This window comes from bacterium (assembly GCA_030649025.1).
GTDB lineage: Bacteria > Patescibacteriota > Minisyncoccia > JAUYLV01 > JAUYLV01 > JAUSGO01.
Window position 1 is genome coordinate 39,128 of record JAUSGO010000016.1, and the last position, 22,730, is coordinate 61,857.

At 49.9% G+C, this 22,730-nt stretch carries 22 protein-coding genes and 1 tRNA gene; 10 read left to right on the forward strand and 13 right to left on the reverse strand.

The window, feature by feature from the left end; translation table 11 throughout:
* Window positions 1–92: 92 nt before the first annotated feature.
* From Q7S09_02040 to Q7S09_02075, 8 genes are all read right to left on the reverse strand, one after another.
* Window positions 93–563 (reverse strand): hypothetical protein, encoded by a 471-nt coding sequence (locus Q7S09_02040; GenBank protein ID MDO8557955.1) that lies wholly within the window; start codon window positions 561–563, stop codon window positions 93–95.
* 181 nt (window positions 564–744) lie between these two features.
* Complete coding sequence (locus Q7S09_02045; protein ID MDO8557956.1) at window positions 745–2,916, reverse strand: AAA family ATPase; 2,172 nt, start codon at window positions 2,914–2,916, stop codon at window positions 745–747.
* 100 nt (window positions 2,917–3,016) lie between these two features.
* On the reverse strand, window positions 3,017–4,849 hold the full coding sequence (gene ftsH / locus Q7S09_02050) for an ATP-dependent zinc metalloprotease FtsH (protein ID MDO8557957.1): 1,833 nt from the start codon (window positions 4,847–4,849) through the stop codon (window positions 3,017–3,019).
* Between the two features lie 179 nt (window positions 4,850–5,028).
* Window positions 5,029–5,715 (reverse strand): ribonuclease III, encoded by a 687-nt coding sequence (gene rnc / locus Q7S09_02055; GenBank protein MDO8557958.1) that lies wholly within the window; start codon window positions 5,713–5,715, stop codon window positions 5,029–5,031.
* Between the two features lie 126 nt (window positions 5,716–5,841).
* Complete coding sequence (gene nusB / locus Q7S09_02060) at window positions 5,842–6,381, reverse strand: transcription antitermination factor NusB (GenBank protein ID MDO8557959.1); 540 nt, start codon at window positions 6,379–6,381, stop codon at window positions 5,842–5,844.
* Between the two features lie 64 nt (window positions 6,382–6,445).
* Entirely contained in the window at window positions 6,446–6,739 is a 294-nt protein-coding gene (rpmF, locus tag Q7S09_02065) for a 50S ribosomal protein L32 (GenBank protein ID MDO8557960.1), read from the reverse strand.
* 56 nt (window positions 6,740–6,795) lie between these two features.
* Complete coding sequence (locus tag Q7S09_02070) at window positions 6,796–7,425, reverse strand: ribonuclease HII (protein MDO8557961.1); 630 nt, start codon at window positions 7,423–7,425, stop codon at window positions 6,796–6,798.
* Between the two features lie 228 nt (window positions 7,426–7,653).
* Window positions 7,654–8,160, reverse strand: coding sequence for a hotdog domain-containing protein (locus tag Q7S09_02075; GenBank protein ID MDO8557962.1), 507 nt, complete (start codon window positions 8,158–8,160; stop codon window positions 7,654–7,656).
* A gap of 119 nt (window positions 8,161–8,279) precedes the next feature.
* Here Q7S09_02075 and Q7S09_02080 point away from each other — a divergent pair, with 119 nt between their 5' ends.
* From Q7S09_02080 to Q7S09_02125, 10 genes are all read left to right on the forward strand, one after another.
* On the forward strand, window positions 8,280–9,113 hold the full coding sequence (locus Q7S09_02080) for a hypothetical protein (protein MDO8557963.1): 834 nt from the start codon (window positions 8,280–8,282) through the stop codon (window positions 9,111–9,113).
* Between the two features lie 85 nt (window positions 9,114–9,198).
* Entirely contained in the window at window positions 9,199–9,636 is a 438-nt protein-coding gene (locus Q7S09_02085; protein MDO8557964.1) for a hypothetical protein, read from the forward strand.
* Window positions 9,637–9,720: 84 nt separating this feature from the next.
* On the forward strand, window positions 9,721–13,047 hold the full coding sequence (locus Q7S09_02090; GenBank protein ID MDO8557965.1) for a DNA polymerase III subunit alpha: 3,327 nt from the start codon (window positions 9,721–9,723) through the stop codon (window positions 13,045–13,047).
* Window positions 13,048–13,128: 81 nt separating this feature from the next.
* Window positions 13,129–14,169 carry a VWA domain-containing protein gene (locus Q7S09_02095; GenBank protein ID MDO8557966.1) on the forward strand — a complete coding sequence of 347 codons (1,041 nt, stop codon included), beginning with the start codon at window positions 13,129–13,131 and terminating at the stop codon, window positions 14,167–14,169.
* A 124-nt stretch (window positions 14,170–14,293) separates the two neighbouring features.
* A tRNA-Met gene (locus Q7S09_02100) sits at window positions 14,294–14,367 on the forward strand.
* 429 nt (window positions 14,368–14,796) lie between these two features.
* Window positions 14,797–15,288 carry a hypothetical protein gene (locus tag Q7S09_02105; protein ID MDO8557967.1) on the forward strand — a complete coding sequence of 164 codons (492 nt, stop codon included), beginning with the start codon at window positions 14,797–14,799 and terminating at the stop codon, window positions 15,286–15,288.
* 256 nt (window positions 15,289–15,544) lie between these two features.
* Window positions 15,545–15,886, forward strand: coding sequence for a hypothetical protein (locus Q7S09_02110; protein ID MDO8557968.1), 342 nt, complete (start codon window positions 15,545–15,547; stop codon window positions 15,884–15,886).
* Between the two features lie 278 nt (window positions 15,887–16,164).
* Complete coding sequence (locus Q7S09_02115) at window positions 16,165–17,088, forward strand: C39 family peptidase (GenBank protein ID MDO8557969.1); 924 nt, start codon at window positions 16,165–16,167, stop codon at window positions 17,086–17,088.
* A 37-nt stretch (window positions 17,089–17,125) separates the two neighbouring features.
* Window positions 17,126–17,962, forward strand: a complete 837-nt coding sequence (locus tag Q7S09_02120; protein ID MDO8557970.1) for a C39 family peptidase — start codon at window positions 17,126–17,128, stop codon at window positions 17,960–17,962.
* Between the two features lie 135 nt (window positions 17,963–18,097).
* Window positions 18,098–18,589 (forward strand): hypothetical protein, encoded by a 492-nt coding sequence (locus Q7S09_02125; GenBank protein MDO8557971.1) that lies wholly within the window; start codon window positions 18,098–18,100, stop codon window positions 18,587–18,589.
* A gap of 104 nt (window positions 18,590–18,693) precedes the next feature.
* On the opposite strand, the gene Q7S09_02130 is transcribed toward Q7S09_02125, so the two are convergent.
* From Q7S09_02130 to Q7S09_02150, 5 genes are all read right to left on the reverse strand, one after another.
* Window positions 18,694–20,010: a hypothetical protein gene (locus Q7S09_02130; protein MDO8557972.1), complete on the reverse strand. Its 1,317-nt coding sequence runs from the start codon at window positions 20,008–20,010 to the stop codon at window positions 18,694–18,696.
* 151 nt (window positions 20,011–20,161) lie between these two features.
* A complete protein-coding gene (gene uppS, locus Q7S09_02135) occupies window positions 20,162–20,893 on the reverse strand; it encodes a polyprenyl diphosphate synthase (GenBank protein MDO8557973.1) in 732 nt (243 codons plus the stop codon).
* Window positions 20,894–20,951: 58 nt separating this feature from the next.
* Entirely contained in the window at window positions 20,952–21,632 is a 681-nt protein-coding gene (locus Q7S09_02140; GenBank protein ID MDO8557974.1) for a type II secretion system protein, read from the reverse strand.
* Window positions 21,633–21,638: 6 nt separating this feature from the next.
* Window positions 21,639–22,370: a tRNA (guanosine(37)-N1)-methyltransferase TrmD gene (gene trmD / locus Q7S09_02145; protein MDO8557975.1), complete on the reverse strand. Its 732-nt coding sequence runs from the start codon at window positions 22,368–22,370 to the stop codon at window positions 21,639–21,641.
* Window positions 22,371–22,391: 21 nt separating this feature from the next.
* Window positions 22,392–22,709: a hypothetical protein gene (locus Q7S09_02150; GenBank protein MDO8557976.1), complete on the reverse strand. Its 318-nt coding sequence runs from the start codon at window positions 22,707–22,709 to the stop codon at window positions 22,392–22,394.
* Between the last annotated feature and the right edge of the window lie 21 nt (window positions 22,710–22,730).

Here is a 22,730-nt window from a genome sequence, read left to right on the forward strand (position 1 = left end):
TCTAAATACCCGACTGTGCATAGTCGGGTTTTTCTAAAACCTTTACGGACAAAGAGGCCGTGGATATCAGTGCCAGTAAAAGAAAAATCCCCTCAACGTGCATGAGGGGCGGAAACGTCTGTGTAGAGATAGACGTCGTAAGCCAGGAAGCATAGACCGTATTTGGTATAAACCGCTCGCTCGAGCAGTATGGCATCCAAGCACGCTTTAAGATCGGACCGAGTACCCGGCGGAAGGATTTTGCCCTCGTGGATCGTCTGACGGAAGACGAACGGCTGCAGAAACTTCTCGTCCGTTTCATTTTGCGTCGAGTGATACCACAGATAGGCCGTGGTATCGATGTAGAGATTAAGGTCCGATTGAGAGGCCAGGAACGTACGGCCGCACTCCATAGTCTCAAAAAGGAAGAATGAATCTCGGAAGATGATGTGGTGAATCTTTCTCTCCACCATATCTTCGAACGAAATTCCTTCATGAAATTTCACGATGTCGACCTGAGTTTTTAAAGGTGCTTCGAGCCATGGATATTTCGAAAGTATCTCTCTTATCTTTTTCAGCTGCATGCCTTCTCCTTTTCCTGGTTGGTTCGGGAGTTTTTGCCCCTGATTGAGGCTTTCCGGCCCGACTGCACCGGAAGAAATAGGGTAACATTTTAAAATTTCTATGTCCAGTGACCGAAGAGGTGTTCGGTGAATAAAACTCCACGGCCCTATGGCCGTGGTTTTTTCCTCGGTTGTATTAAGATTAGGATTCGAGTTTGAGCGATAAAATCCTTGAAATCCCGTCTCCTCCCATGGTAACGCCGTAAAGGGCCTGGGCGGCTGCCATCGTGGAACGGTTATGCGTCACCACGATACATTGGGTCTCGATACGGACGCTCTCAAGAAGATTGGCAAACCGCTTTGAGTTTGCTTCGTCCAAAGCCGCATCCACTTCATCTAAAACCACAAATGGGGGTTTGACGGTGGCGATGATCGCAAAAAGGAATGCGAGCGACGTAAGCGCGCGCTCACCGCCCGAAAGAAGCTCAAGCGACTTGATGCGCTTCCCGGGAAGTTCCACGCGGACCACGATACCCTCTTTTTCCTGTTCTTCCTCTTCGTTTCCCATGTCTTCCGGGTCATCCTCCGCGCTAGTCTTACGCTTTGGAGGAACTAATTTAATAAGCTCTCCTTTCCCGCCGCCGAATATCGTCTGCATATATTTGCTGAATTCCTTGTTCACGCTCAAAAACGCCTCTTCAAACTTTTTCTGAATTTCACCGGCTAGGTCCACAACGAGTTTCTGCAGATCGTCCTTGGCTCCCCGTACATCCTCCAGTTCCTTGCTTAGAAAATTAAATCGCTCGTCAACTTTTTCGTATTCTGATTTCATGTTCGGGTCCAGCTCTCCAACGTCGGAAAGATGAACGCTTGCGCGAATAATATCCTCCTCAATGCGCTGCAGGAGCGGCACCTCGCGGCCGCCGAATGTCGTTTCCAGCACGCGCAAAAGTTCCGCAAGCCCCGCGGGCGCATCGGGAATATGCTCGCGGGCTTCCTGAAAAATTCCGCGCTCCTCGCCCTCATGCCGGCCAAGCTCTCCCATAAGCGACGCTTCTTTTTCAAGCGCTCGTTCCAGATCGTCTTCGAGCCGGCGCAGTGCGCGCTCCTTTTGGAACAACGTCTCCTTGAGTTGCTGTTCTTGCACGTGCGCCTCTCTGCTTCTCAGCTTAACCTCATCAAGCTCCCGTTCGATCTTCCCAATCGCTTCTTTTGTCTTCTCCTGCGCATCGTGCATCTCTTTTGGGATTTCGCTGGATCCGGCGCTAAACAAGCTCTCCATGGCTTGAAGAGATTCAGCCGCTTCCAAAACTCCGTCCTTTAGCATCTCAAAAGAAGTTTGGGAAGAAAGTTCTTCCAGAAAACTACGTATTTCAGAAATTTTCCGGAATATTGCCGTAAGGTCCGGTGCACCTTTGCGTGAAACCGCGTATCCGGAAAGTTGCGATTCTATCTTAATAAGCTCCCTCTCAAGCTGCATCCGTTTTTCGTAAAGCTCCTGAAGTTTTGTATCCTGGAGAGGCTCCTTCTGGGAACTCTTTGAGCCGAATTCTTTTTCGGCAGCAATGATCTGGGAAGTCATGTTCTGCTTCTCTTCCTCCATGCGCCGGATGGCCTCCTGGAGAGCGGCGCGCTCTTTATCAAGCACGATCCTCCGCTCTTGCAGAGATTTCAGGCGGACATAAACCTTCAGTTCTTTTAACTCCTGAAGTCTCCGCGCGTATTCGTCTCTTTTCTCCCACCGCTTCATTTGACTGCGGAGATTGTTCAGGTAGGGCTTGAGCTCTGCAAGCAGTGCCTGCACCTGCAGGGCATGTTCTCCCGATCTTGTAAGTTTCCTCTCGGCGTCGCGTTTCTTTAGTTGCCATTCTTTCACGCCGCTCGCATCCTCCACCGTATTGCGCAATTCCTGCGGGGAAAAACGCAAAAGCTGGTCGGACATGCCCTGGGTTACAATAGAATAGTTCTTTGTTGAAACATGCGCTCGCGCCAGCATTTCATTGATGTCCTTGAGGCGCACCTGGGCTTTATTAAGAAAATATTCTCCTTCTCCGTCGCGATACACCTGACGCGCAACGATAAGTTCTTCGTACGGAATCCCGCGATCCTGCTGAACGTCTTTAAAAAGCATCTCAACGGATGCGCGCGACATTTTCCCCTTGCTTTTAGAACCAAGAAAAATAACATCGTCGCTTTTCTCAAGACGTATCCCTTTATATCCCTGTTCCCCCAGCGCCCAGCGGATGGCGTCCACCACATTTGATTTTCCGGAGCCGTTTGGCCCCACAATTGAAGTCACTCCCGGGGCAAACTCCAAAACGACCTTCTCTCCAAAGGATTTGAATCCGTTAATTTCAAGTCTGGCAAGATGCATCTGAAAAAAATTTTAATTACCTGCTGTAGTGTAGCAAATACGGCAAAAAGTGGGTAGGGACACTGATTCTTGCATTACAATAAAAAACACCCTTTTGGGTTTAGGGTGTTTGGGGAGACGACAACGTCTCTCCGGCAATCAGTTTTCGGACCTGCTCGCCATCAAGCGTCTCGTGAAGAAGCAGCGCTTCGGCAATGCTTTTCAATATTTGGTGGTTTTTATCCAGGATATCTTTCGCGGTCTTGTACGCTTGAGACGCCAGACTTTTCACTTCCTCGTCAATATCCTGCGCGGTTTTTTCAGAATAATTCCTAAGTTGCTGATCCGATATCTGCTTGGCCAAAAATGGGTTTTCTGCGCCAACACCGAATTTGAGGAGGCCAAGATTTTCCGACATGCCCCACTCACACACCATCTTGCGGGCAAGATGGCTTACCTGCTCAATGTCGTTGGCTGCACCCGTGGTGATTTGGCCCAAAAACAGCTCTTCGGCAACTCGCCCGCCCATTAGGACCGCAAGACGGCTTTCCAGGTACTTCCGGGTATAGCCGTGTTTGTCTTCTTCCGGTAACTGCATCGTCACTCCCAAAGCCATCCCCCGCGGAATGATCGTCACCTTGTGTATCGGATCGGTGTGGGGAAGACTTGCGGCAACCAGAGTATGTCCGGCTTCGTGGTACGCGGTGTTTTTCTTTTCATCTTCGCTCAACACCAGAGAGCGGCGTTCCGCACCCATAAGTACTTTGTCTTTCGCTTTTTCAAAGTCGGTCATGGCAACCGTTCCTCGATTTTGGCGAGCGGCAATAAGGGCCGCTTCGTTGACGAGATTCGCCAGGTCCGCTCCGGAAAACCCCGGCGTACCCCGGGCAATTACCGCAAGCTTCACATCTTCGCCCATGGGAACTTTTTGGACATGAACCTGGAGAATGCCGGTGCGGCCGTTAATATCCGGAAGCGACACCACGACACGCCTGTCAAATCTTCCCGGACGCAGTAACGCCGGATCCAGAATATCGGGCCTGTTGGTCGCCGCGATCATGATAATGCCTTCATTTCCATCAAAACCGTCCATTTCCACAAGAAGCTGGTTGAGCGTCTGTTCTCGTTCGTCGTGCCCGCCGCCAATTCCCGCACCTCGATGCCGGCCCACCGCATCTATCTCATCAATAAAAATGATGCAGGGGGCGCTCTTCTTGCCTTGTTCAAAAAGATCCCTTACGCGGCTTGCGCCGACACCAACGAACATCTCCACGAAATCGGACCCCGAAATGGAAAAAAAGGGAACACTTGCCTCTCCGGCAACGGCGCGGGCAAGCAGAGTCTTGCCGGTTCCAGGAGGACCAATCAGGAGCGCGCCACGAGGTATGCGTCCACCAAGCTTCTGGAACTTCCCGGGATCTTTTAGAAATTCAATGACCTCTTGCAGTTCTTCTTTTGCTTCCTCAACTCCGGCGACATCCTTGAAAGTGATTTTTTTCTGGTTCGGCCTTAAAAGCCTTGCCTTGGATTTGCCAAATGAGAGAGCTTTATTGCTGCCGGATTGCATTTGCCCCATCATCAAGATCCAAACGCCGATTAATAACAGAAACGGACCAAAATTCATCAAAGCGCTCAACCACCAATTCGCCTGTTCCTTGGGAAGAATCTTTGTGTTGACATTCTTTTCTCGAAGATGCCGGTAGATGTCGGGGTCGCCCGGAGGTATTGTTGCGGTAAATTTCCCTCCGCTCTTCAGCATCCCTCGCATATCGCCATCCGGAGCAATTTCCACCGAGGAGATTTTGCCATCGGAAATCTGGCTGTACAGCTCGCTGTACGTAAGATTGACCGGACCCGCTGCTCGCTCGGTGTTAATGAGCGCATAATAAAGTATCACCGCGCCAATGATGAAGATGCCAAACCAGAACCTCGAAGCTGTTTTTTTACCATTCATAACTGCCTCCGATATGCAATTTTCAAAAATCAATCCGCGTCTTAAGGGATTGCAGGCAATCTCACGTACATGCATTTGAGAAAAATTGCTTGCAATCTCTCAATGCCATCCAAAACTACTCATTGGGCCGAGGTGAGCTCTTGAGCAGTTTCGCGAAGCATTCTGTCCAGACGAGCGCCTTACCATTTTTTCTTCGTCAGCGCGTTTTCCGCCGCGTGCTCTTCGGCTTCCTGCTTGGACGCGCCCTCTCCTTCGGCTACAAGATCCTGACCCACAAAAACTCCGACGCGGAAACGCTTGTCGTGATCGGGTCCCCATTCAGCCACAACTTGATATGAGGGCGTGGCGCCGACGCGGTCCTGCGCTTCTTCCTGAAGACGGCTTTTGGGATCTTTGTAGCTGCGCTCTTCCAGGATCCTTGGAAGTTCCTTTATAACCACGCGTTCAATAAATTCACGCGCTGCTTCATAACCCAGGTCCAAATACATTGCTCCCACCACGGCTTCAATGGCGTTTGCAAGAATATACTGGCGCGCCCGGCCCATATCTTTTGCCTCACCGCGAGAAAGCATCAAAAAATCCTCAATACCGGCCTCACGAGCAAGATAAGAAAGTATCTTAGCATTAACCAGCGACGCGCGCCAGTTGGTGAGATCTCCCTCGGGATTTGGATAGTTTTTATATAAAAACTCCGTCACTGCAAGCTCAATGACGGCGTCTCCCAAAAATTCAAGACGCTCGTTGTGATCAAGTCCGAGCGACGGATTTTCGTTCAAATACGAGCGATGGACAAGCGCCTGGCGCAAGAGATCCTTGTTTCGAAATTCTATGCCAAGCCTTGCTTCAAGCAATGAGAAATCCAACATGCTGTTGACGGGCGTCCACTAACGAAGAAGCGATTCCTCCAATGCGCGTCCTCATTAGTACACACCTCTCTTATAACGAATATCCAATCTCTAATTTCTAATAAAACTTTAATTGGATATTTGATATTAGACATTACCTCCGGCATCCTCTGCCACTGACGATTGCGGTGTTTCTGACGGTGCCGCGTTGTCACCTACGACTTTCTCCTTCTCTTCTTTTGCCGGGGGTTTGTGGTCTTTCATCGGCTCTCCGATCTCTCGATAGATGGTGCCCAGCACTCCGTTTATGAATTTTCCGGAAGATTCTCCTCCGAATGTTTTGGCAAGTTCGATAGCTTCGTTGATGGCGACCTTGGGAGGAACTTCCTCGCGGTTGCCGTAGAGTAATTCGTAAATGCCCACCCTCAGCACATTGCGGTCAACGGGCGTGATCTGTTCAAGCGGCCATTCGGGAGCGCAGCGGACAATGATCTCGTTTATCTGCGGGATTTTTTCCAAGACTTTTGCCACTAGATCCTTGACAAACGTCGCATCTTCCATGCCGGGTCCGAATTCGCGGATATTTTTTTCCACGATGTCATCCAATTTTGCCATGTCTTTGCCGCGAAAATCCCACTCAAAGAGCGACTGCATGGCGATGGATCTGGATAAATGCCTATTGGCCATTTTATCAAACAGCAAATAGCAATTAACAAATAGCAAAAAGTGTTATTTGTTTTTTGTTATATGCTTACTGTTTCTTCGAAAGCTCTTCCAGCGACTGCGAGGACTCGCCCTCCCCTTCTTTTTTTTCTTTTCCCGTGTCGCGCGCTTTGGCCTGGCGCTTCTTTGCCTTCTTCTCTGTTTTGGCGAGCGTATCGATGATTTCCTTTCCTTTGTAATAGCCGCAATGGGAGCAAACGATATGCGGCATGGTTGGGGCTCCGCAGTGAGAACAGACCGAAAACTGCCTGGCTTTTAAGGCAAGATGGCTTCTGCGACTATGGGTCCGACTATGGCTTTTATGTTTTTTTGGTACGGGCATTTTTAAAACCTAGAGATTGAAGACATTATAAGACAGATGCTGAAAATAAGCAACCCTTAGTCTCCAAGATAAAAGGTTTTTCTATGAATGGTGCACGGTCCGTGCAAGCGGAGCGCGCGATAATGAAGGGAGGTGCCATATCCCTTGTGCCGCGCAAAGCCGTAATTCGGAAACCTCCTGTCCAGTTTCCGCATGAGCCGGTCGCGCGTTACCTTGGCAATAATGGATGCGGCGGCGATACTGAAAACCTTCTGGTCCCCCCGGACAATGCAATGATGCGGAAGATTGCACACAAGCATTTTGCGCAGACTTGATGGAGAAAAATGTCCATCCAGAAGCAGATGGTCCGGCTTTATATCAAGATCGTCTATTGCTTTTTGCATCGCCTCAAGGGACGCGTTGGCGATATTGATGCGGTCAATGATGCGGTGGGAAACGATGCCGACTCCCCAAGAAACACATGATGCAGTGATGACGCCATATAAGCTCTCGCGCTTTGTTTCGGTGAGCTGTTTGGAGTCTTTTACTTCTTTGAGGGCTTTCGGAATATATCCGTTGGAAAATACGGTAGCAGCGGCAACCACGGGACCCGCAAGAGCTCCGCGTCCCACCTCATCAATTCCTGCGACATGCAAAAAGCCGTCGCGCCAGAGCCGATGTTCATATGCAAGCGTGGGCCTGATCATGAGCGCAGTGTAACATGGCTGAAACCACCCCGCACTTATTCCGTAGAAATTTTTCGCTATATCGAATCAGAGCCGCAGTAGCGGCTTGCGCCTCACCGAAGCCCGAACATCACAGGCGTATCGAGAGAATAAGTGCGGGGTTTCGTTTTGTTGCCATCCCGCCCTGGCGGGATGGACAAAACATCAAAAAAGCCTCTTTAAAAGAGAGGCTCCGAGCTTCTGCCATGTTTAGGATATAGACTTGAGCGCTTTGACCAATTTTCTCTGAAATCCGATAATCCGGGAACCAAGCGTCGCAAATTCCGACCTATCGGTATATGGCTCAAGATTTTTTACCATGACATTGTTTGCATCCAGGACCGCGCACAAGCCGAATCCCTCATAGCGCTTTGTAAACTCACCGGGCAATTGCGTATTCCCGCCGAAAACCCGGGTGTGCACACAAATGATCTTCTTGGTCGAAAAGACGACGCGGGAAACGGCAAGCGCCGATTCGCCAACCCTTATGGGCTTCATAAAAATCACCGTGTGGCCGACGTGGATAGACGGCAGTCCCTTTGTGCCCACAAACAAAGTAGCAAGGCTTCCGGACAACTCGTCGATCACCTCAAGTACTTTGCCGCCGAAAAGCATCTTGCGGCCGTTCTCGCCCTCGGGAAAAACCTCGAAAAATTTTTTCAACTCAACTACGCGCCCATCTTTGTCTTTTGTAAAGAGCTCTTCTCCTGCATTCATTTTTTCCTCCCTTATCCTGATAAGTTTAGGGGTAGCTTGGGGTATTTGTCAATTGACGCGGCACATCTGCGGTACTACAGTATCTACGAAAGACGGAGTCCTTTAACAAAGGAGCGGCCATGGATGACATCGGAAAGTTCAACGTGTGCGTGAATACCGTGGTGAACACCTTTTATGTTCACAATCTCATGATGCACGTTGTCAGAACCGAATCTCCGGAAAGATCCCGGCACGACCTGGAGCGCTATCGAAAGGATCTGCGCGATTTTGGAGAGAAAACACTTGCCTCCTATGCAGACATCATTTTATCCTATTTGGTCATTGCCATTGCCGGAGAGGTCCGGAATTTGGATAGCCGTGCATTCAAGATAAAGAATAATCCGAAGAAAACGAAGTTGGCGATAAAAAAACTATCCGAAGCCGGAGTATGTTTCGAGAAAAGCAAGGCGAGGTCCGTCACTCAAAAACAGGTACTTCAGAGTCTTGGAGGTTCAAGCGACGAAGAGATCAAGGATTTCCTCGAGGCCGCATATGAAGCATTCAAGTACTGGAAAGGAAGCAGCACGTTTGGAGGAAGACCCTGGAAAAGAATATCACAAACAGCCCTTCATTATTCCCAGGGAAAACTGGACTGTGGGCAGTTCCTTGATACGGTCTTTACTCTCGAACATCACGGCGGGGAACTTTTTGACAAGCATCCTTCGTTTGCGGTTCACACCAAAAGCGACGTGCTTAAAGACCAGCTTGAGGTGCAGTCAAAAGCCAAGAATATCGCACAACTTATCATGGGCCTCACAAACCTCCACAAAAAATTCGACGAAGGACTTGTGGAGCTTTTGCGGCGGGGTGCCGCGATGCAGTACTGGAAAAGGGATCTGGTCCAGTATTGTACTGGCCGAGCAGCCATAAAGAAAAAATCGTCCGAGAAAAAGAAAGGGGGGCCTCATGCGTAAATCTCGTACACGCGTTTTCTGCTCCCACCCGGGACAAACCATCAACATAGGCAACTATGCGCTTCGCGCGGGGGCTTTATCAAATATGCGCCCCGAAAGCCTCCGCGACATCGATGTCCTCATCTGTCTTGCGGAAACCATCCCTTCGGCGATCTGGTCAATGGAATTTACCGGAACGCATGCTTGGGCATACCCCATTGAAGATTTCCATGGAGCAAGGGGGCCATGGAAGCAGTTCCTGAAGGAGGTTGAGGGGGCTCTTCGGGCCGGCAGAAGAATATTCGCGTGCTGCGAGGGTGGGCACGGAAGAACGGGAATGTTTCTTGCGTCAATGATAGCGTTGCTTGAAAAATCCTCAGACCCTGTTGCTATCGTACGCGAACGATACTGCAGGGAAGCCGTGGAAACTCTTCCGCAGATGCAAACTATTTTTTCATTGCTCGAGCAAGAGGTGCCGCCGCATTATAGAAACGAACTGGCGGATCGAGAAACATCCCCATTGCTCCGGCGAGAGATGGACTAAAAATATAGATAACACCACACACCCGCTTGAAAAAGCGGGTTTTCCACAAGTGTACGAAACTTTCTTTGCGCGTAGAATAAGGTCATGAAATTCGTGCACCTCCACGTCCATTCGCACTATTCGCTTCTTGACGGACTTTCAAAAATAGATGAGCTTGTGGTGCGCGCAAAGGAATTGGGCATGGAGGCTCTCGCACTAACAGACCATGGTGCCATGTATGGCATCATTGAATTTTATCAGAAGGCAAAAAAAGCTGGCATCAAACCCATTATTGGACAGGAATTCTATGTTACGGCAGGCTCTATGCATGATAAGCGCGCGAAAATAGACGACCAGCGCTACCACTTGACGGTTCTCGCAAAAAATAACATTGGGTATAAAAACCTCATCAAGCTCTCCACTGTCGCGCATCTGGAGGGTTTTTATTATAAGCCTCGGATCGACAGGCCGACGCTTGCAAAACATTCCGAAGGCCTCATTGGGCTTTCGGGGTGCCTCAATGGAGAAATTCCCAAAGCTCTGCTTTCGGGAGACCTGGAGCGCGCAAGATCGTTGGCTAAGGAATACCAGCATATTTTCGGAAAAGAGAATTTCTATCTGGAAATACAGCGCCATAGCAATATGAAGGAGCTCGAGACGGTAAATCCGGGACTTGAGAAACTCTCGGGGGAACTTGGTATACCGCTTGTAGCCACCTGCGATTCACATTATCTGCGTTCGGATGACCGAGAAACGCAGGATGTACTGGTTTGCATTCAAACGAACCAGAGCCTCGCGAAAGAAGAGCGGCTTACAATGAAAGACAACGACTACTCTCTGAAGTCTCCGGCAGAGATGTTCGAGCTTTTCGGAGACATGCCGCAAGCCATTGAAAACACCGTCCGTATTGCCGAACAATGCAACGTAGAAATAGAGCTTGGAAAATCCCAACTTCCGCATTTCACGGTACCGGAAGGCTATGAAACAAATTCGTATCTTGAGATGCTGTGTCAAAGAGGATTAGAAAAGCGATACGGAATTTCCGCACCGGAAAAGAGAGAGCTTTCCGAGAAAGAACGTGAGATCGTTTCGAGGCTTGAATACGAACTTGGAGTCATCGAAAAAACAGGATTCGGGTCATATTTCCTCATCGTGCAGGATTTTGTAAACTGGGCAAAAAACCAGGGTATTGTAGTGGGCCCCGGCAGGGGGTCTGCCGCAGGGAGCATTGTTTCTTACCTTCTTAACATTACCAATCTTGATCCTATCGCTCACGAACTCCTTTTTGAACGATTTCTGAACCCGGAGCGCATTTCCATGCCCGATATAGACCTTGACTTTGCCGATACGCGAAGAGACGAGGTCTTGGACTATGTTACGCAAAAATACGGCGCAGACCACGTGGCGCAGATCATCACCTTCGGCACCATGGCGGCCCGCGCCGCCATCCGAGACGCGGGAAGGGCTCTCGGCTATAACTATGGTTTATGCGACCGAATAGCCAAGCTCATCCCCGCTATGACCGACTTCAAAAAGACCATGGACAGCGTGGATGAGTTCAGGCAACTCTACAATACCGACCCTGAAGTGAAGCGACTTGTGAATGTTGCGCGTAAACTTGAGGGCGTAGCGCGCCATGCCTCCACCCATGCCTGTGGCGTGGTTATTTCCAAAGACCCGCTCACCGACTCGGTGCCCCTGCAGCAAGCCACCAATGGGGAAACGCTGGATGGTGAAAAAGTAAAAACCATCGTCACGCAGTATGAGATGCATGCGGTGGGAGAAGATGGTATTGGGCTCTTAAAGATGGACTTTTTGGGGCTTATGAACCTCACTACTATTGAAGAAGCTCTTAAATTAATTCGTGAAAATCATGGACTAGATCTCAATATCGACACCTTAGAGCTAAATGATAAGAAAACATTCGAACTTTTCCGAAGGGCCCGCACCGTCGGCGTCTTCCAATTCGAATCACAGGGCATGCAAAGATATATGAAGGATCTGCGACCTACGCAGTTCGAGGACCTGGTCGCTATGGTCGCGCTCTTCCGCCCCGGTCCCATGGAACTTATCCCCTCCTACATCAAACGCAAGCACGGGGAGGAACGAATCACCTATCTGCACCCAAAACTCGAACCCATTCTTAAAAATACCTACGGCGTGATCGTTTACCAGGAGCAAGTGATGGACATGGCGACCAACCTTGCCGGCCTTACCAAGGGCGAAGGATACCTTCTGATAAAAGCCGTAGGGAAAAAAATAAAATCACTGCTCGACGAGCAGAAAGATAAATTTATCAGCGGCTGCCGCAAGAACGGTGTTCCGGCCGAGACCGCAAACCGGGTTTGGGAGCTCATCGAGCCGTTCGCCCGGTACGGCTTCAATAAAGCCCACTCCGCATGCTACGCCCTGACCGGTTACCGGACAGGGTATCTCAAAGCAAACTATCCCAAGGAATTCATGACCGCGCTCTTAAACAGCGAATACGGCGACGTGGAACGGATCTCCGTGCTCATCGAAGAATGCCGCGAGATGCATATTCCGGTGCTCCCGCCAGATATCAACGAAAGCGGCATTAAATTCTCGGTGGTACAAAACGAAAGCGGGAGCGGCCAAGAGTACTCGGCACTTCCCCAGGAGAACCATATCAATAAAAAAGTAGATTCCGGGGGCGCCATCCGGTTTGGGCTTTCGGCCATAAAGAACGTGGGCGACAACGTGGTGCGCGTCATCGTGGAGGAACGTAAACGCAACGGAATTTTTACTTCTTTGCAGAACTTACTTGACCGCATTGATTCCAAGGACTTGAACAAAAAAAGCCTGGAAGCGCTTATGAAGGCCGGCGCATTCGATTCGCTCGGCGAAGACCGGGGCACGCTTCTGGCGTCCGTAGAAACGATGCTGAAGTATGTGCGCGAAACCAAGAAGGTCCGTGAATCGGCACAGGCTTCACTCTTTGGAGGCGCCTCCACGGGTATATCATTTTCATTGCGGCTGGAAAAAGCCGAGCCCGCGTCCAAGTCCGATAAACTCGCCTGGGAAAAAGAGCTTTTGGGACTTTACGTGTCACAACATCCCTTGGACGATTTTCGCGACGCACTCCATAAAACGACTATGCCGTTACATGAATTGGAAAGCGCGCAGGGACGTATCGTTACTGTAGGCGGCATGCTCACTCGACTGAAAAAAATCATCACCAAAACCGGCAAGCCCATGTACTTCGGAGAGCTTGAAGACCACACGGGAAAAGCGGAGGTAGTGCTGTTCCCCACAATCCTGGAAAAATATGGAGCGCTCTTGAAAGAAGATGCGATACTCATCATGAACGGCAGGGTTGACCGCAGACAGAACGGGAATGGAAATGGATTTGCTTCGGACAGTCCGAAATTCATCTGCGAAACGGTAAAAGAACTTACCGCCCAAAGCGGTTGACGCACTCTTGAAGTGTGATACCCTTCAGGCTAGGAGGGCTTTTGTTCATTTCCAACAATTCCAAGAGTAAAAGGAGACAATATGAGATCGGTGACATTCGCAATGGGAGTTCTGGCTGCCCTTTTCATCTGTTCGGACGCGAAGACCCAGACACCCACGTCAAGCGATGAGGGTATGGTCGTCACAACGGCCACAGTAGTGACCAAAGGCGGAGACGTAATTGTAAGCCCGCTACTGGAAAAAGAGAATTTTCGCGTATTCGACTGCAAAAACGCAAAAAAGCGCAAAGATTGCGTTGAACAGGAAATTGTTTTTTTTAGTTCGCCGAAGGAACAGGAACCGATAATCACGGTCCTCACGCTCGATTACTCCCGGACCGCCTTTCTTGTCAGTTGTCTCGGTGAGAACGATCCTTACGCATGCGGCTACTATGGCTCGAAGGGCGCCATCGAGGAGGGCCCCATAGCGTTCCTGCAAAATCTGAAGCCGCAAGATTGGGTGGCGTTCGTGACCTACGACATGAAGCCGGAGGTCGCAGTGGAGTTCACAAAGAACAAGGATGAGGTACGAAACGCCCTGGCAGGACTTTTTACCATGCCACCGGTATTTTCCGACAGCAACTTGTTCGACACTCTCTTCTACGTGCTCGACCATATCGAGAACGGAGAAAATTTGGAGGCGCAAAAAAAGCGCGCTACCATTATTCTCGTCTCCACCGGCATTGATACGATGAGCAAGAAAACGTTCGACCAGATGCAAAAACGCCTTAGGGATACGCCTGTTGCCATCTACGCGGTACGCATTGGGAAGTCTTACGAGAACCGATCCGGCGCGAACCTGCTACAGGCGGAAAGCCAGCTGAAAGAGATCACGAACCTCACGGGAGGAAAAACGTACTCCCCTTCTTTTTCCGGAGAATTCAGGGGCATATTCGGCGACATCTCCGCGATGTTGCGCTCCCAGTACAGCATTGGGTGGGTACCAAAGAACGTGAAGGCGGATGGAAAATTCCACGAGATTCTTATTGAGGTCACGGGAGATTTTTTGGACAATGCAACGCAAAAACCACTCGAAATCAAAGTACGGCATCGCAAGGGATACATTGCGCCAGACAATCGTTAAAAACCGACTGCGGACATACTCCGCAGTTTTTTTGCCCGTTTCTTCTCATTCTCACATTCTCAAGAATGTGAGAATGAGAACTATGTTAGTATTGCCAAACTTGCCCCAAGCAGTATACTGTATCCGCGGGGTAGAGCAGCCCGGTAGCTCGCAGGGCTCATAACCCTGAGGTCGTTGGTTCGAATCCAACCCCCGCAACAAGCAGCGAATCAGCGCAAAAACCCCGAAGGGGGTTTTTGTTTTATCTTGGTACTCGCTGCGCAGTGGCCATGGCCTCACCAGAGGCCAGTGGCTACACTCAATAACTAAACTCGTAGCGAAGCGGAGAGCTTCATACGATCCGAGCAAAAAACCGAATCCAACCCCCGCAACAAGCAGCGAATCAGCGCAAAAACCCCGAAGGGGGTTTTTGTTTTATCTTGGTACTCGCTGCGCAGTGGCCATGGCCTCACCAGAGGCCAGTGGCTACACTCAATAACTAAACTCGTAGCGCAAGCGGAGAGACGAATACGAGCCGAGCAAAAAACCGAATCCAACCCCCGCAACCATTGACGAATAGTAGATCTCTGTGCTATTCTTTATTTTCCGCAAAGCACTTTCCAAATTAAACTCCGGGGGAGGTTTACAATGCCAAACATTTCCCATGCTTCGCTCAGCATAGATTTCATTCGATCCCAACAGAAACTTTTCTTGAATCACCCGACGCAATACTGCGAGAAAATATTTACTACCGTCTGTGATTCGGAGGGGTCAGGTAGAGTTACGGGAATAGTTTACCTTTTGCTGAATCGGCACTATGGTGATCCTGCGTCGCTAGGATTTTTGTTAATCTTGGGATTCCTGGATCGCTTCAACGCGCAGAATGGCAATCCTAAATGGCTCACCACATGTTGTGAAGAAATGAACCGCCAAGAAAACCGTAGTACCGTTCGTGAATATGCAATCTTCTTTATAACCAATCCCGGATTAGAGATGGAAAAACTCCAGGAAAGTATTGGCAACTTACCCATAAAGACTCTTATCCAGGATGGTGAAGCAAGGTGGGGTCAACAATTCACCGTCGGTGCATACTGCGCTCTAGGGATACTGCTTGCCTCAAACAACGAATCTATCCAGTAACTAAGGGGTTACACGCTGACCCGCCTGGTATCGCTCGCCTCGCTAAGACTCGGCGAAGCGGGCCCAGCGGTTTTTTTACCAATTTCTCACAGCCGAGCACAAAACCGAATTCAACCCCCGCAACTAAGGAAATAACCGCATTTGTGTGCGGTTATTTTTTATAAGGGAATTAGTGGTTTGAACCGCATCTAGTTTTGACAAAGAGATCGCGCTGAGATAGATTGATAATAATTCCATTTCGTTTAGGAGGGCAACGATGCCGACTATTAGCAAAGATTTAGCGGAAAGAGAAATCGTTCGGCTGAAGAAACAGAAGCGTCCGAAAGTCTACTGCATTGTGCGCTATCAGAACCGTCTCAAAGGAGACGGTGAGAAAATAATGTATTCTGATTATGCCATCTGCTACAAGCGTGAGCATTACGACTCACTCATGCGAAGCGGCTTCATCGGTGGAATCGATGTGCTGTGGGCAAGTGAAAAGTTCAAAACAGAAAATAGATCGGAGGAAATGGACGAGGGGGACATTGAAGATTATTTACTCTCCGACGAGTTCATAAAATCGTTAAAGAAGAAAAAAATCCTTCGCCGCCGCAAGTAGCTCATAGAGCGAAAGCGGTTTTTTCATATCTCAAGCTGTGCTAAATGAGTAGATCTCTCCCAAAAAAGCCATAATCTGTTGCCAAGTACGTCCGAGTTCCGTAATAAAGCCGGTGAAGCAGTCGAGAAGTCGGCTGTTTCTCTTTTTGTATTGCTGTTTTTCGGCGGTTTAAAACATTTTCGAATTATTTTTAATTTATTTTAATATTGCTTGAATGGCTGTGATTTGACGTGTGCGCCTAAAGTTCCGCGCTCATGCTATACTAAGAAGGCTCGTGTATGACCCTCCGTTCTCTCCATTTAAAGCATATTTTACTTCTGGCTCTTGGCGGCATAACTGCTGCGGTTTTTTTAGGAGAAGTACTTTTTTTTCTATGGCATTCGGGCAAAGTTGAATTGCCATCCTTTATCATACATTCAGCGCGGATTATTTTAGCAAACATAGCGCCGCAGCCCACAGGTGGCGTAAAACTAGATCTGCCATTCCACCAGCAGGAACATTCGCTCTCTTGCGAAATGGCCAGCCTGAAAAATGCGTTTTACGCCTATGGACTGGATGTACCGGAAGCGGAAATCATCCGCGCCCTGTCTCTTGATCCCACGCCGCGTAAAAATGGCATATGGGGAGATCCGCAAAAAGGATTTGTGGGTTCTGTAGATGGACGAGCCCTGGTGGATGGTTATGGGGTTTATGCCGAGCCGATTGCCCGGGTAGGCCTGCGGTGGAAGCGAACCGAGGTTTTGCAACAACCCAGCGTCCAGGATTTGGCCTACCACATCACCCTTGGTCACCCGATCATCGTTTGGGGCTATTTAGGCCGTGGCCAGAAAGTCTCCTGGACAACTCCGGAGGGCAAGAGCATTGTTGCGGTTAATGCGGAACATACGCGCCTGGTGTACGGCTTTGAGGGGTCGGCAAGCGATCCTCAGGGATTTTTCCTAATCGACCCAACCTATGGACATGCATATTGGAAACGCGACGTCTTTATGGAAAATTGGGAAGCGCTGGATCGCATGGCGGTAGTGGTTTATCCGCATCCGCGCTGGGTGCGCGCAACCGGCACCCGGGAGATTTGGGAAATTTCGAAAGATGGTAAAACGCGGCGCCATGTCGGCGAGGAAGAATTTATGCAAAGCGGGGGTTTTCCGGAAGCGGTGAAAGAGATACTGGTGGAAGAATTGGATCGATTTGAAGTGGAATAGATTTTGCCTGTATCCGTATTGTCATTAGCCTATGCGCATGCCAAAGAAATTTTTATTGGTTTCGGGATTGCTCTTGGCCATTCTGCTTGGCGGGGGGATTCGGTATGCAAAAAAGCATCGGGAGCGCACCATCACTCTGCCTTCAGTTCTGCCGTATGTCAGCCCGAGAACTAGCACAATGACGAGTCCGGTGGCGGAGATGCCTTCCCTGGCGCCGTCCACATCTCGTTCCATTCCAACTCCCGTGGCGAGTATCCCTTCCTTGCCCAGCGCTACAGTACTTCCCCCCATTTCACCGCCAACACTTGCGGCAGAAGTTAATTTGGCCATTCCTTTTGCCGTACAAGCCCCCTACCAGAACTGGGAAGCTCCGTATGATGAATTTTGCGAAGAAGCATCCGTGCTTATGGCGGCTAGCTACATTCTGAATCGCACCCTCCCGAACGCCGCTACGATAGACGCGGGACTGCTCGCCATTAAAGCATTCGAAGAGGAGCGTTTCGGCTACTATAAAGACACGACCGCGGAAGAGACGGCTGTAATTTTGCGCGAGTATTTTAATATCTCAAATGTGGCCGTTGTTTACGATCCGACAATTGAGGATATTAAAAAAGCCATTGCCGCAGGCAGGGCGGTGATAGTACCTGCCGCAGGCAGGCAACTCCTCAATCCGTACTTCCGCCAACCGGGCCCCCTGTACCATATGTTGGTGATCAAAGGCTACCTGCGGGATGGCACGTTTATTACGAACGACCCGGGCACGCGCCGCGGAGCAGATTTTCTTTATGACCCCGAGGTGTTGCTTGGTGCGGTGCACGACTGGAATGGCGGCGACGTTGAAAATGGCCGGAAAGTCATGATTGTTGTGGGGTAAGATATTGGATGCTGGACTGCCAAGTTCGGGCGGAGCAATGCGAGTGTCCAAGGACATCACGCCCGCCCCCTCAACACGATTTGACACACTGGGGATGGTGCGTTATTTTTTTGATGTAGCGCGAAGCTACCTGCTGTGTCCAGATCAACTGTTCACGCAGATCTCCAAGAAGGAGGAGTCGCCATGTGGTTCTTTAAACGCAAAGGTCCAGCAAGCGAGATGCAGGCTGCCCAACTTGTCGCCTTTGAAAGGGCGCTCGATGTTTTGAACCGTATCAACATCAGATTTCGTCCAGAGATGGCTGAAATGATTCTCTTGTCGCAGCAATTCAATCTGCGCGATAACTGCCCGGTAACGGTCACGCAATTCTCAGATTGGGTGAGCGCGAAAGATTGTTCTTGGGCGCAAGGCTCATTTGTATTTCGAGCAGGGGCATTCACTGTGCATATAATTGTTGCGCTCACCGAAAAAGCAAAAACCAGGTGGATGCCCCACTCAACCACCATAGCAGTTGAGACGGGCGACAAGGTGCGCAGGTTAAGTTTGGGAGACGGAGTCCCTGCAAAAGATCAGCAAATTCTCTTTGACTTCACCTGCACCGGAGAATTTAGCACGCAGCTGATCTGAGATTGCTCAAGGCGCCTTAACTGGTGCCTTTTCTTTTCAAGAAAATTTCACCATCGAATTAAAAAAACCGCTCACGGGGAGCGGTCGGACGAAGTCCGGGGTTCTTAGGGATTGGTAAGCCGGAAAAGGGGTTCGAAGCTCTTCCAGCGTTTCACGAGCGCAGTTACCTGCCTGATGAGTTCGAGGTTTGCGCCGTCTATCTGCCGGATGGCCGTGGAGCTGTCCGGCGACATTGCCGAGAGAACATCAGTGTGTTTCGCGGTAAATTTGTGGCCGAGTTCGTGGATAAGGTTTGACACAAGAGCGTCGCGCGAGAATCCAGCGTCCCACCAAAGAAGGAGGAATCCTCTTCCCTCCAGGCCGACATCGCGTTTGAAGCACGTCGCATCTTTTCCACAGTTTTGCGGTTGCAGTATCACGGAATTGGTGAGGAATATATTGAGAGTGTTCGGAGCCCTTTTTGCGTTGCTCGCGAACGACCATAGATCGGCGTTCTTTGAAAGAGAGAACGTTTGCGTATCGCGCACGAAAGCGGCAGTGCCCGTTTGTCGGAAAAAATCTCCGAACGCTTCATTGACGATATCCGTGAGTGCCTCGGGGCGCGTCTCGTCAAGCGGCTCTTCAAGCCATAACGTTACCGGCAAAGTAAGCACCGGCCTCGGCCGATACCAGAGCACGTAGCGGCTTGCAAGTTGCGATTGGTCCACCGCGGAGACGATGCGAATGTCGTGCTCGCCGCGAAGCTCGTTTGCCGCTTCGACTGCTTTTGCGTAAGTACGGCCGCAATCTTTTGCTTCCCACCGGATGTCCGGAGCTGGCGCAGCGTCTTGGTAGACAACGTGCCACTTCGACTGCACTTGCGAACCGACCCAGAAAAATGACACGGCAGGCCTCGCCTTCCAGCGAGAAGACGCCGGCAATTCATTAAGAGCCGCCAGTGCGTCTTCCTCCGAAGCAAAGAATCCGGTCGACGCCAAATTTCCGCAATCCGTGCACTGGCCGGGTTGATAGAAAAGCGCGAACTCCGCACTTTGCGCTGCTTCGTGCCACGATGCATGAAGCCGCCATACGGGAATTGACGAGCGATTGCCGTTTACGAATTCCGAAAGTTCCTCGCGCGATCCCTTTAAAAGCTGCCAACGTCCTGCGATTTGCGTAAGGGGCTTGCGTGCCGTCAGCACAGCCCAGCGGCCGGAAATCTCCGAAGCCGTGCCGGCTTGATAGACGGTAAAGAAATCGACCGCTTCGCGGTCTTCCGGAAGCGAGTTTGCAAAAAGCATCGCTTCCTCCGGAGTTGCAAACTGTTCCGATGCTGCAAAACTGGGCGAGACGGAATCTTCGGCGCGGGCAGGCACCTGTAGCTCCACGAACCAGACAAACGAGATCGAAAGAGTCACAAGAAGCCTGTAGAGTTTTTGCATGACAGAACCTCCCTTTTTTGATATGTCAAAGAAAAATACTTAAGTTTCAGTGTCTCATAAAAATAGACCGGACGTCAAGCCACTCACTTTTTAACTAAAAATCCCGCCTATAAGACGGGAATGTGTCAGAGAGAGCGCTTGAAATGCGAATCTAAGAGCCTAGCTTCCTTCTTCGTTCGCTAAAATCTTCTAGAGCCCGAACAAGCTCATCTTTCGAAAAATCCGGCCATAACGTCTTGGTGTGGTAACGTTCGGCATTCGCAGAAAGCCACATCAGAAACCCAGCGCTATTATGCGACCACCCGGCCATTTCTTCTCCGGCACGTATCTCCAAATCCACATCGGGCAAAAATCCCGTCGCAAGAACCGAGAGAAGATTTTTCTCATCCACCGGCAATCCATTTTTAATCATTTGGGATGCGGCTTCGAGCGTCTCCCGCTTGTCGTTATTTCCGAAAAGAACGGTAAGGTGCCGGCCGGTGAACTCCGCCGTCTCACCCTGAAGGGCACCGATGAGCCGATCGAGGCGCTGGACGAGCTTTACAAGACCGCGATCCTCAAGGATCTCTTTCCACCTACCGATGACGCGGAACCTGATACGGTCATTGCGGAGCCTTTGCGATTTCAGTTCCCCATCCAACCCGTTGGAGAAAATATCGACCAAGGCCTCTACTTCTTTGAGGGCGCGTTTTTGCAGATTGGCTTCCGAGGCAGCCCAGAACGTAACATAGGGAACGCCGGACTTAAAAACCGCTTGGGTTATCTCTCGAAATTTCTCCTCTCCCTTCTTATGGCCATTCCAGGGAAGCAAACCCTTCTTTTTTGCCCATCGCCGATTACCGTCAGGGATGATCGTTATATGCTTGGGAATGTGCTGTGTCATAAAACAGTGCCTCCGGAATTTGTAAGTATACAGATGATCCCAAAAGGGTCAACCCCGTTTAGTGGTCCGCGTAGAGAAAATTCGAGCTGTTAAGGTCCGGATTCGGACATACAGAACACCAGCCTTTTTCGGGATCCTGTTCGTGCGAGTACCAGCAATGCTTTGAGCACACTAAAATATCTTCCGGTTCCTCAAGTTGAGCGATAAGTTCGTAATCATCGCCGGTTAATGAATAATATCCGTATGAATAATTTCCTTGGATGCGCGGATCCGGAGTATTATTCAGCGGATCACGCGGTAGTCCCGCCAAAAACTCCTGCAGGCTGGTGTCGGGGTCTTCTTCTTCAAAACAGACATTACAGCCAATCCAGTAGTCCGAGTCTGTGCTGAACTGCCAGGATAGCGTTCCCTTCTTCTTGCTATTTTTTTGTTTCCCGTAGGCATGTCCCCCACCACCGCCTCCGCCCCCACCACCGCCTCCGCCTTCATCGGTAATTGGATAGTTCTCGAACTTGTCATAATAGAGGCCCAGACCCAGTTGTATTTGACGCAGGTCTGATTTGCGTTTTGCGTCCCGCGAGCGAATTCTCCCCAACCTAAGAGAGGCAAGCAGCAAGGAAGCAAGAAGTCCAATGATGGAAATAACGACCAGAAGCTCAATAAGAGTAAATCCTCTGAACCATCGCGTGGCACGAGAACTGAAATGCGGAATCCTGCGCCCTATGCTGTCTTGCGTCATATGCTTTTATGACCTTGCGGCCTTGCGCCATTTTGAAATACGTTGATGATCTCCGGAAAGCAAGATTTTCGGTACGCTCCACCGAACTCCCTTTTTTGGTTTGAAAATCTCGGGCCTCGTGTAGTGAGGATATTCCGCTTGCGCAATCTCTAACTTTCGAACCCCAACTCCCGACTTTTGACCCTTCGCTTGTAGCTTAGAATATGGAACGAACGATTCTTCCTTCAGAGATTCTTCATTACCCAGCACGCCGGAAATGTGGCGCGAGACAGCATCGATCACAACCATTGAGGGAAGCTCTCCGCCGGTAAGCACATATGGACCGATTGAGATTTCCTCATCGGCAATATATTCGGCAACCCGTTCATCAACTCCCTCATATCGTCCGCAAATGAAAATAATTCGATCAAGTTTTGAGAATCTCCTAGCCATCTCATGTGTAAACTGCTTTCCTTTTGCGCTTAAAAGCAAAATTTTTGTTTTTTGTTTTTTGTTTTTTGTTTTTTGTTTTTTCAAAGCCATGAGGGCTTTGAAAATTGGCTCCACCTTCAACACCATTCCCGCTCCTCCGCCGAAAGGCCTGTCGTCAACCATTTTATGCTTATCCGAAGCATAATCGCGTAAATTGTGCGTGGTAATTTTGATAAGCCCCCTTTTCTGGGCTCTAGCCAAAATCGACTCCTTGATATAGGAGTCGAGCATGGAAGGAAAAATAGTGATGATGTCAAGTTGGAGCACGGTGTGGCTACTATCTAAACCTTAGGCGGCTGACGTTCCTCCCATACCATCATCCGGCCTATACTCGTCTACCCATAATTCCGCCCCCTCGAGAATCTCAGCCGATGGATTATGCCCCATTTCTAGAACATCCTTCCCGTACTGCCCGCGCTCGCCTGCGGTGGCGATTGTGTGCCAAATTTTCTCTGGCGGCGTCTTCGACGGATCAAACACTTCGATACCTCCATTCTCCATTCTTCGTTTATGCACCCACGTTTTGGGCCTGCCGTCGGGATACCGTTCGACAACATTGTGGTCCAGTTCGGGATTATGAGATTGTTCAGCTTCAAATTCCGGCATACGACCTAAGTCTAAAGTATT

Excerpts from the sequence above, each read along its gene's own strand:
- Q7S09_02040 (MDO8557955.1), bottom strand. The coding sequence starts at position 563 with ATGCAGCTGAAAAAGATAAGAGAGATACTTTCGAAATATCCATGGCTC.
- Q7S09_02045 (MDO8557956.1), bottom strand. The coding sequence starts at position 2,916 with ATGCATCTTGCCAGACTTGAAATTAACGGATTCAAATCCTTTGGAGAG.
- ftsH (MDO8557957.1), bottom strand. The coding sequence starts at position 4,849 with ATGAATGGTAAAAAAACAGCTTCGAGGTTCTGGTTTGGCATCTTCATC.
- rnc (MDO8557958.1), bottom strand. The coding sequence starts at position 5,715 with ATGTTGGATTTCTCATTGCTTGAAGCAAGGCTTGGCATAGAATTTCGA.
- nusB (MDO8557959.1), bottom strand. The coding sequence starts at position 6,381 with ATGGCCAATAGGCATTTATCCAGATCCATCGCCATGCAGTCGCTCTTT.
- rpmF (MDO8557960.1), bottom strand. The coding sequence starts at position 6,739 with ATGCCCGTACCAAAAAAACATAAAAGCCATAGTCGGACCCATAGTCGC.
- Q7S09_02070 (MDO8557961.1), bottom strand. The coding sequence starts at position 7,425 with ATGATCAGGCCCACGCTTGCATATGAACATCGGCTCTGGCGCGACGGC.
- Q7S09_02075 (MDO8557962.1), bottom strand. The coding sequence starts at position 8,160 with ATGAATGCAGGAGAAGAGCTCTTTACAAAAGACAAAGATGGGCGCGTA.
- Q7S09_02080 (MDO8557963.1), top strand. The coding sequence starts at position 8,280 with ATGGATGACATCGGAAAGTTCAACGTGTGCGTGAATACCGTGGTGAAC.
- Q7S09_02085 (MDO8557964.1), top strand. The coding sequence starts at position 9,199 with ATGCGCCCCGAAAGCCTCCGCGACATCGATGTCCTCATCTGTCTTGCG.
- Q7S09_02090 (MDO8557965.1), top strand. The coding sequence starts at position 9,721 with ATGAAATTCGTGCACCTCCACGTCCATTCGCACTATTCGCTTCTTGAC.
- Q7S09_02095 (MDO8557966.1), top strand. The coding sequence starts at position 13,129 with ATGAGATCGGTGACATTCGCAATGGGAGTTCTGGCTGCCCTTTTCATC.
- Q7S09_02105 (MDO8557967.1), top strand. The coding sequence starts at position 14,797 with ATGCCAAACATTTCCCATGCTTCGCTCAGCATAGATTTCATTCGATCC.
- Q7S09_02110 (MDO8557968.1), top strand. The coding sequence starts at position 15,545 with ATGCCGACTATTAGCAAAGATTTAGCGGAAAGAGAAATCGTTCGGCTG.
- Q7S09_02115 (MDO8557969.1), top strand. The coding sequence starts at position 16,165 with ATGACCCTCCGTTCTCTCCATTTAAAGCATATTTTACTTCTGGCTCTT.
- Q7S09_02120 (MDO8557970.1), top strand. The coding sequence starts at position 17,126 with ATGCCAAAGAAATTTTTATTGGTTTCGGGATTGCTCTTGGCCATTCTG.
- Q7S09_02130 (MDO8557972.1), bottom strand. The coding sequence starts at position 20,010 with ATGCAAAAACTCTACAGGCTTCTTGTGACTCTTTCGATCTCGTTTGTC.
- uppS (MDO8557973.1), bottom strand. The coding sequence starts at position 20,893 with ATGACACAGCACATTCCCAAGCATATAACGATCATCCCTGACGGTAAT.
- Q7S09_02140 (MDO8557974.1), bottom strand. The coding sequence starts at position 21,632 with ATGACGCAAGACAGCATAGGGCGCAGGATTCCGCATTTCAGTTCTCGT.
- Q7S09_02150 (MDO8557976.1), bottom strand. The coding sequence starts at position 22,709 with ATGCCGGAATTTGAAGCTGAACAATCTCATAATCCCGAACTGGACCAC.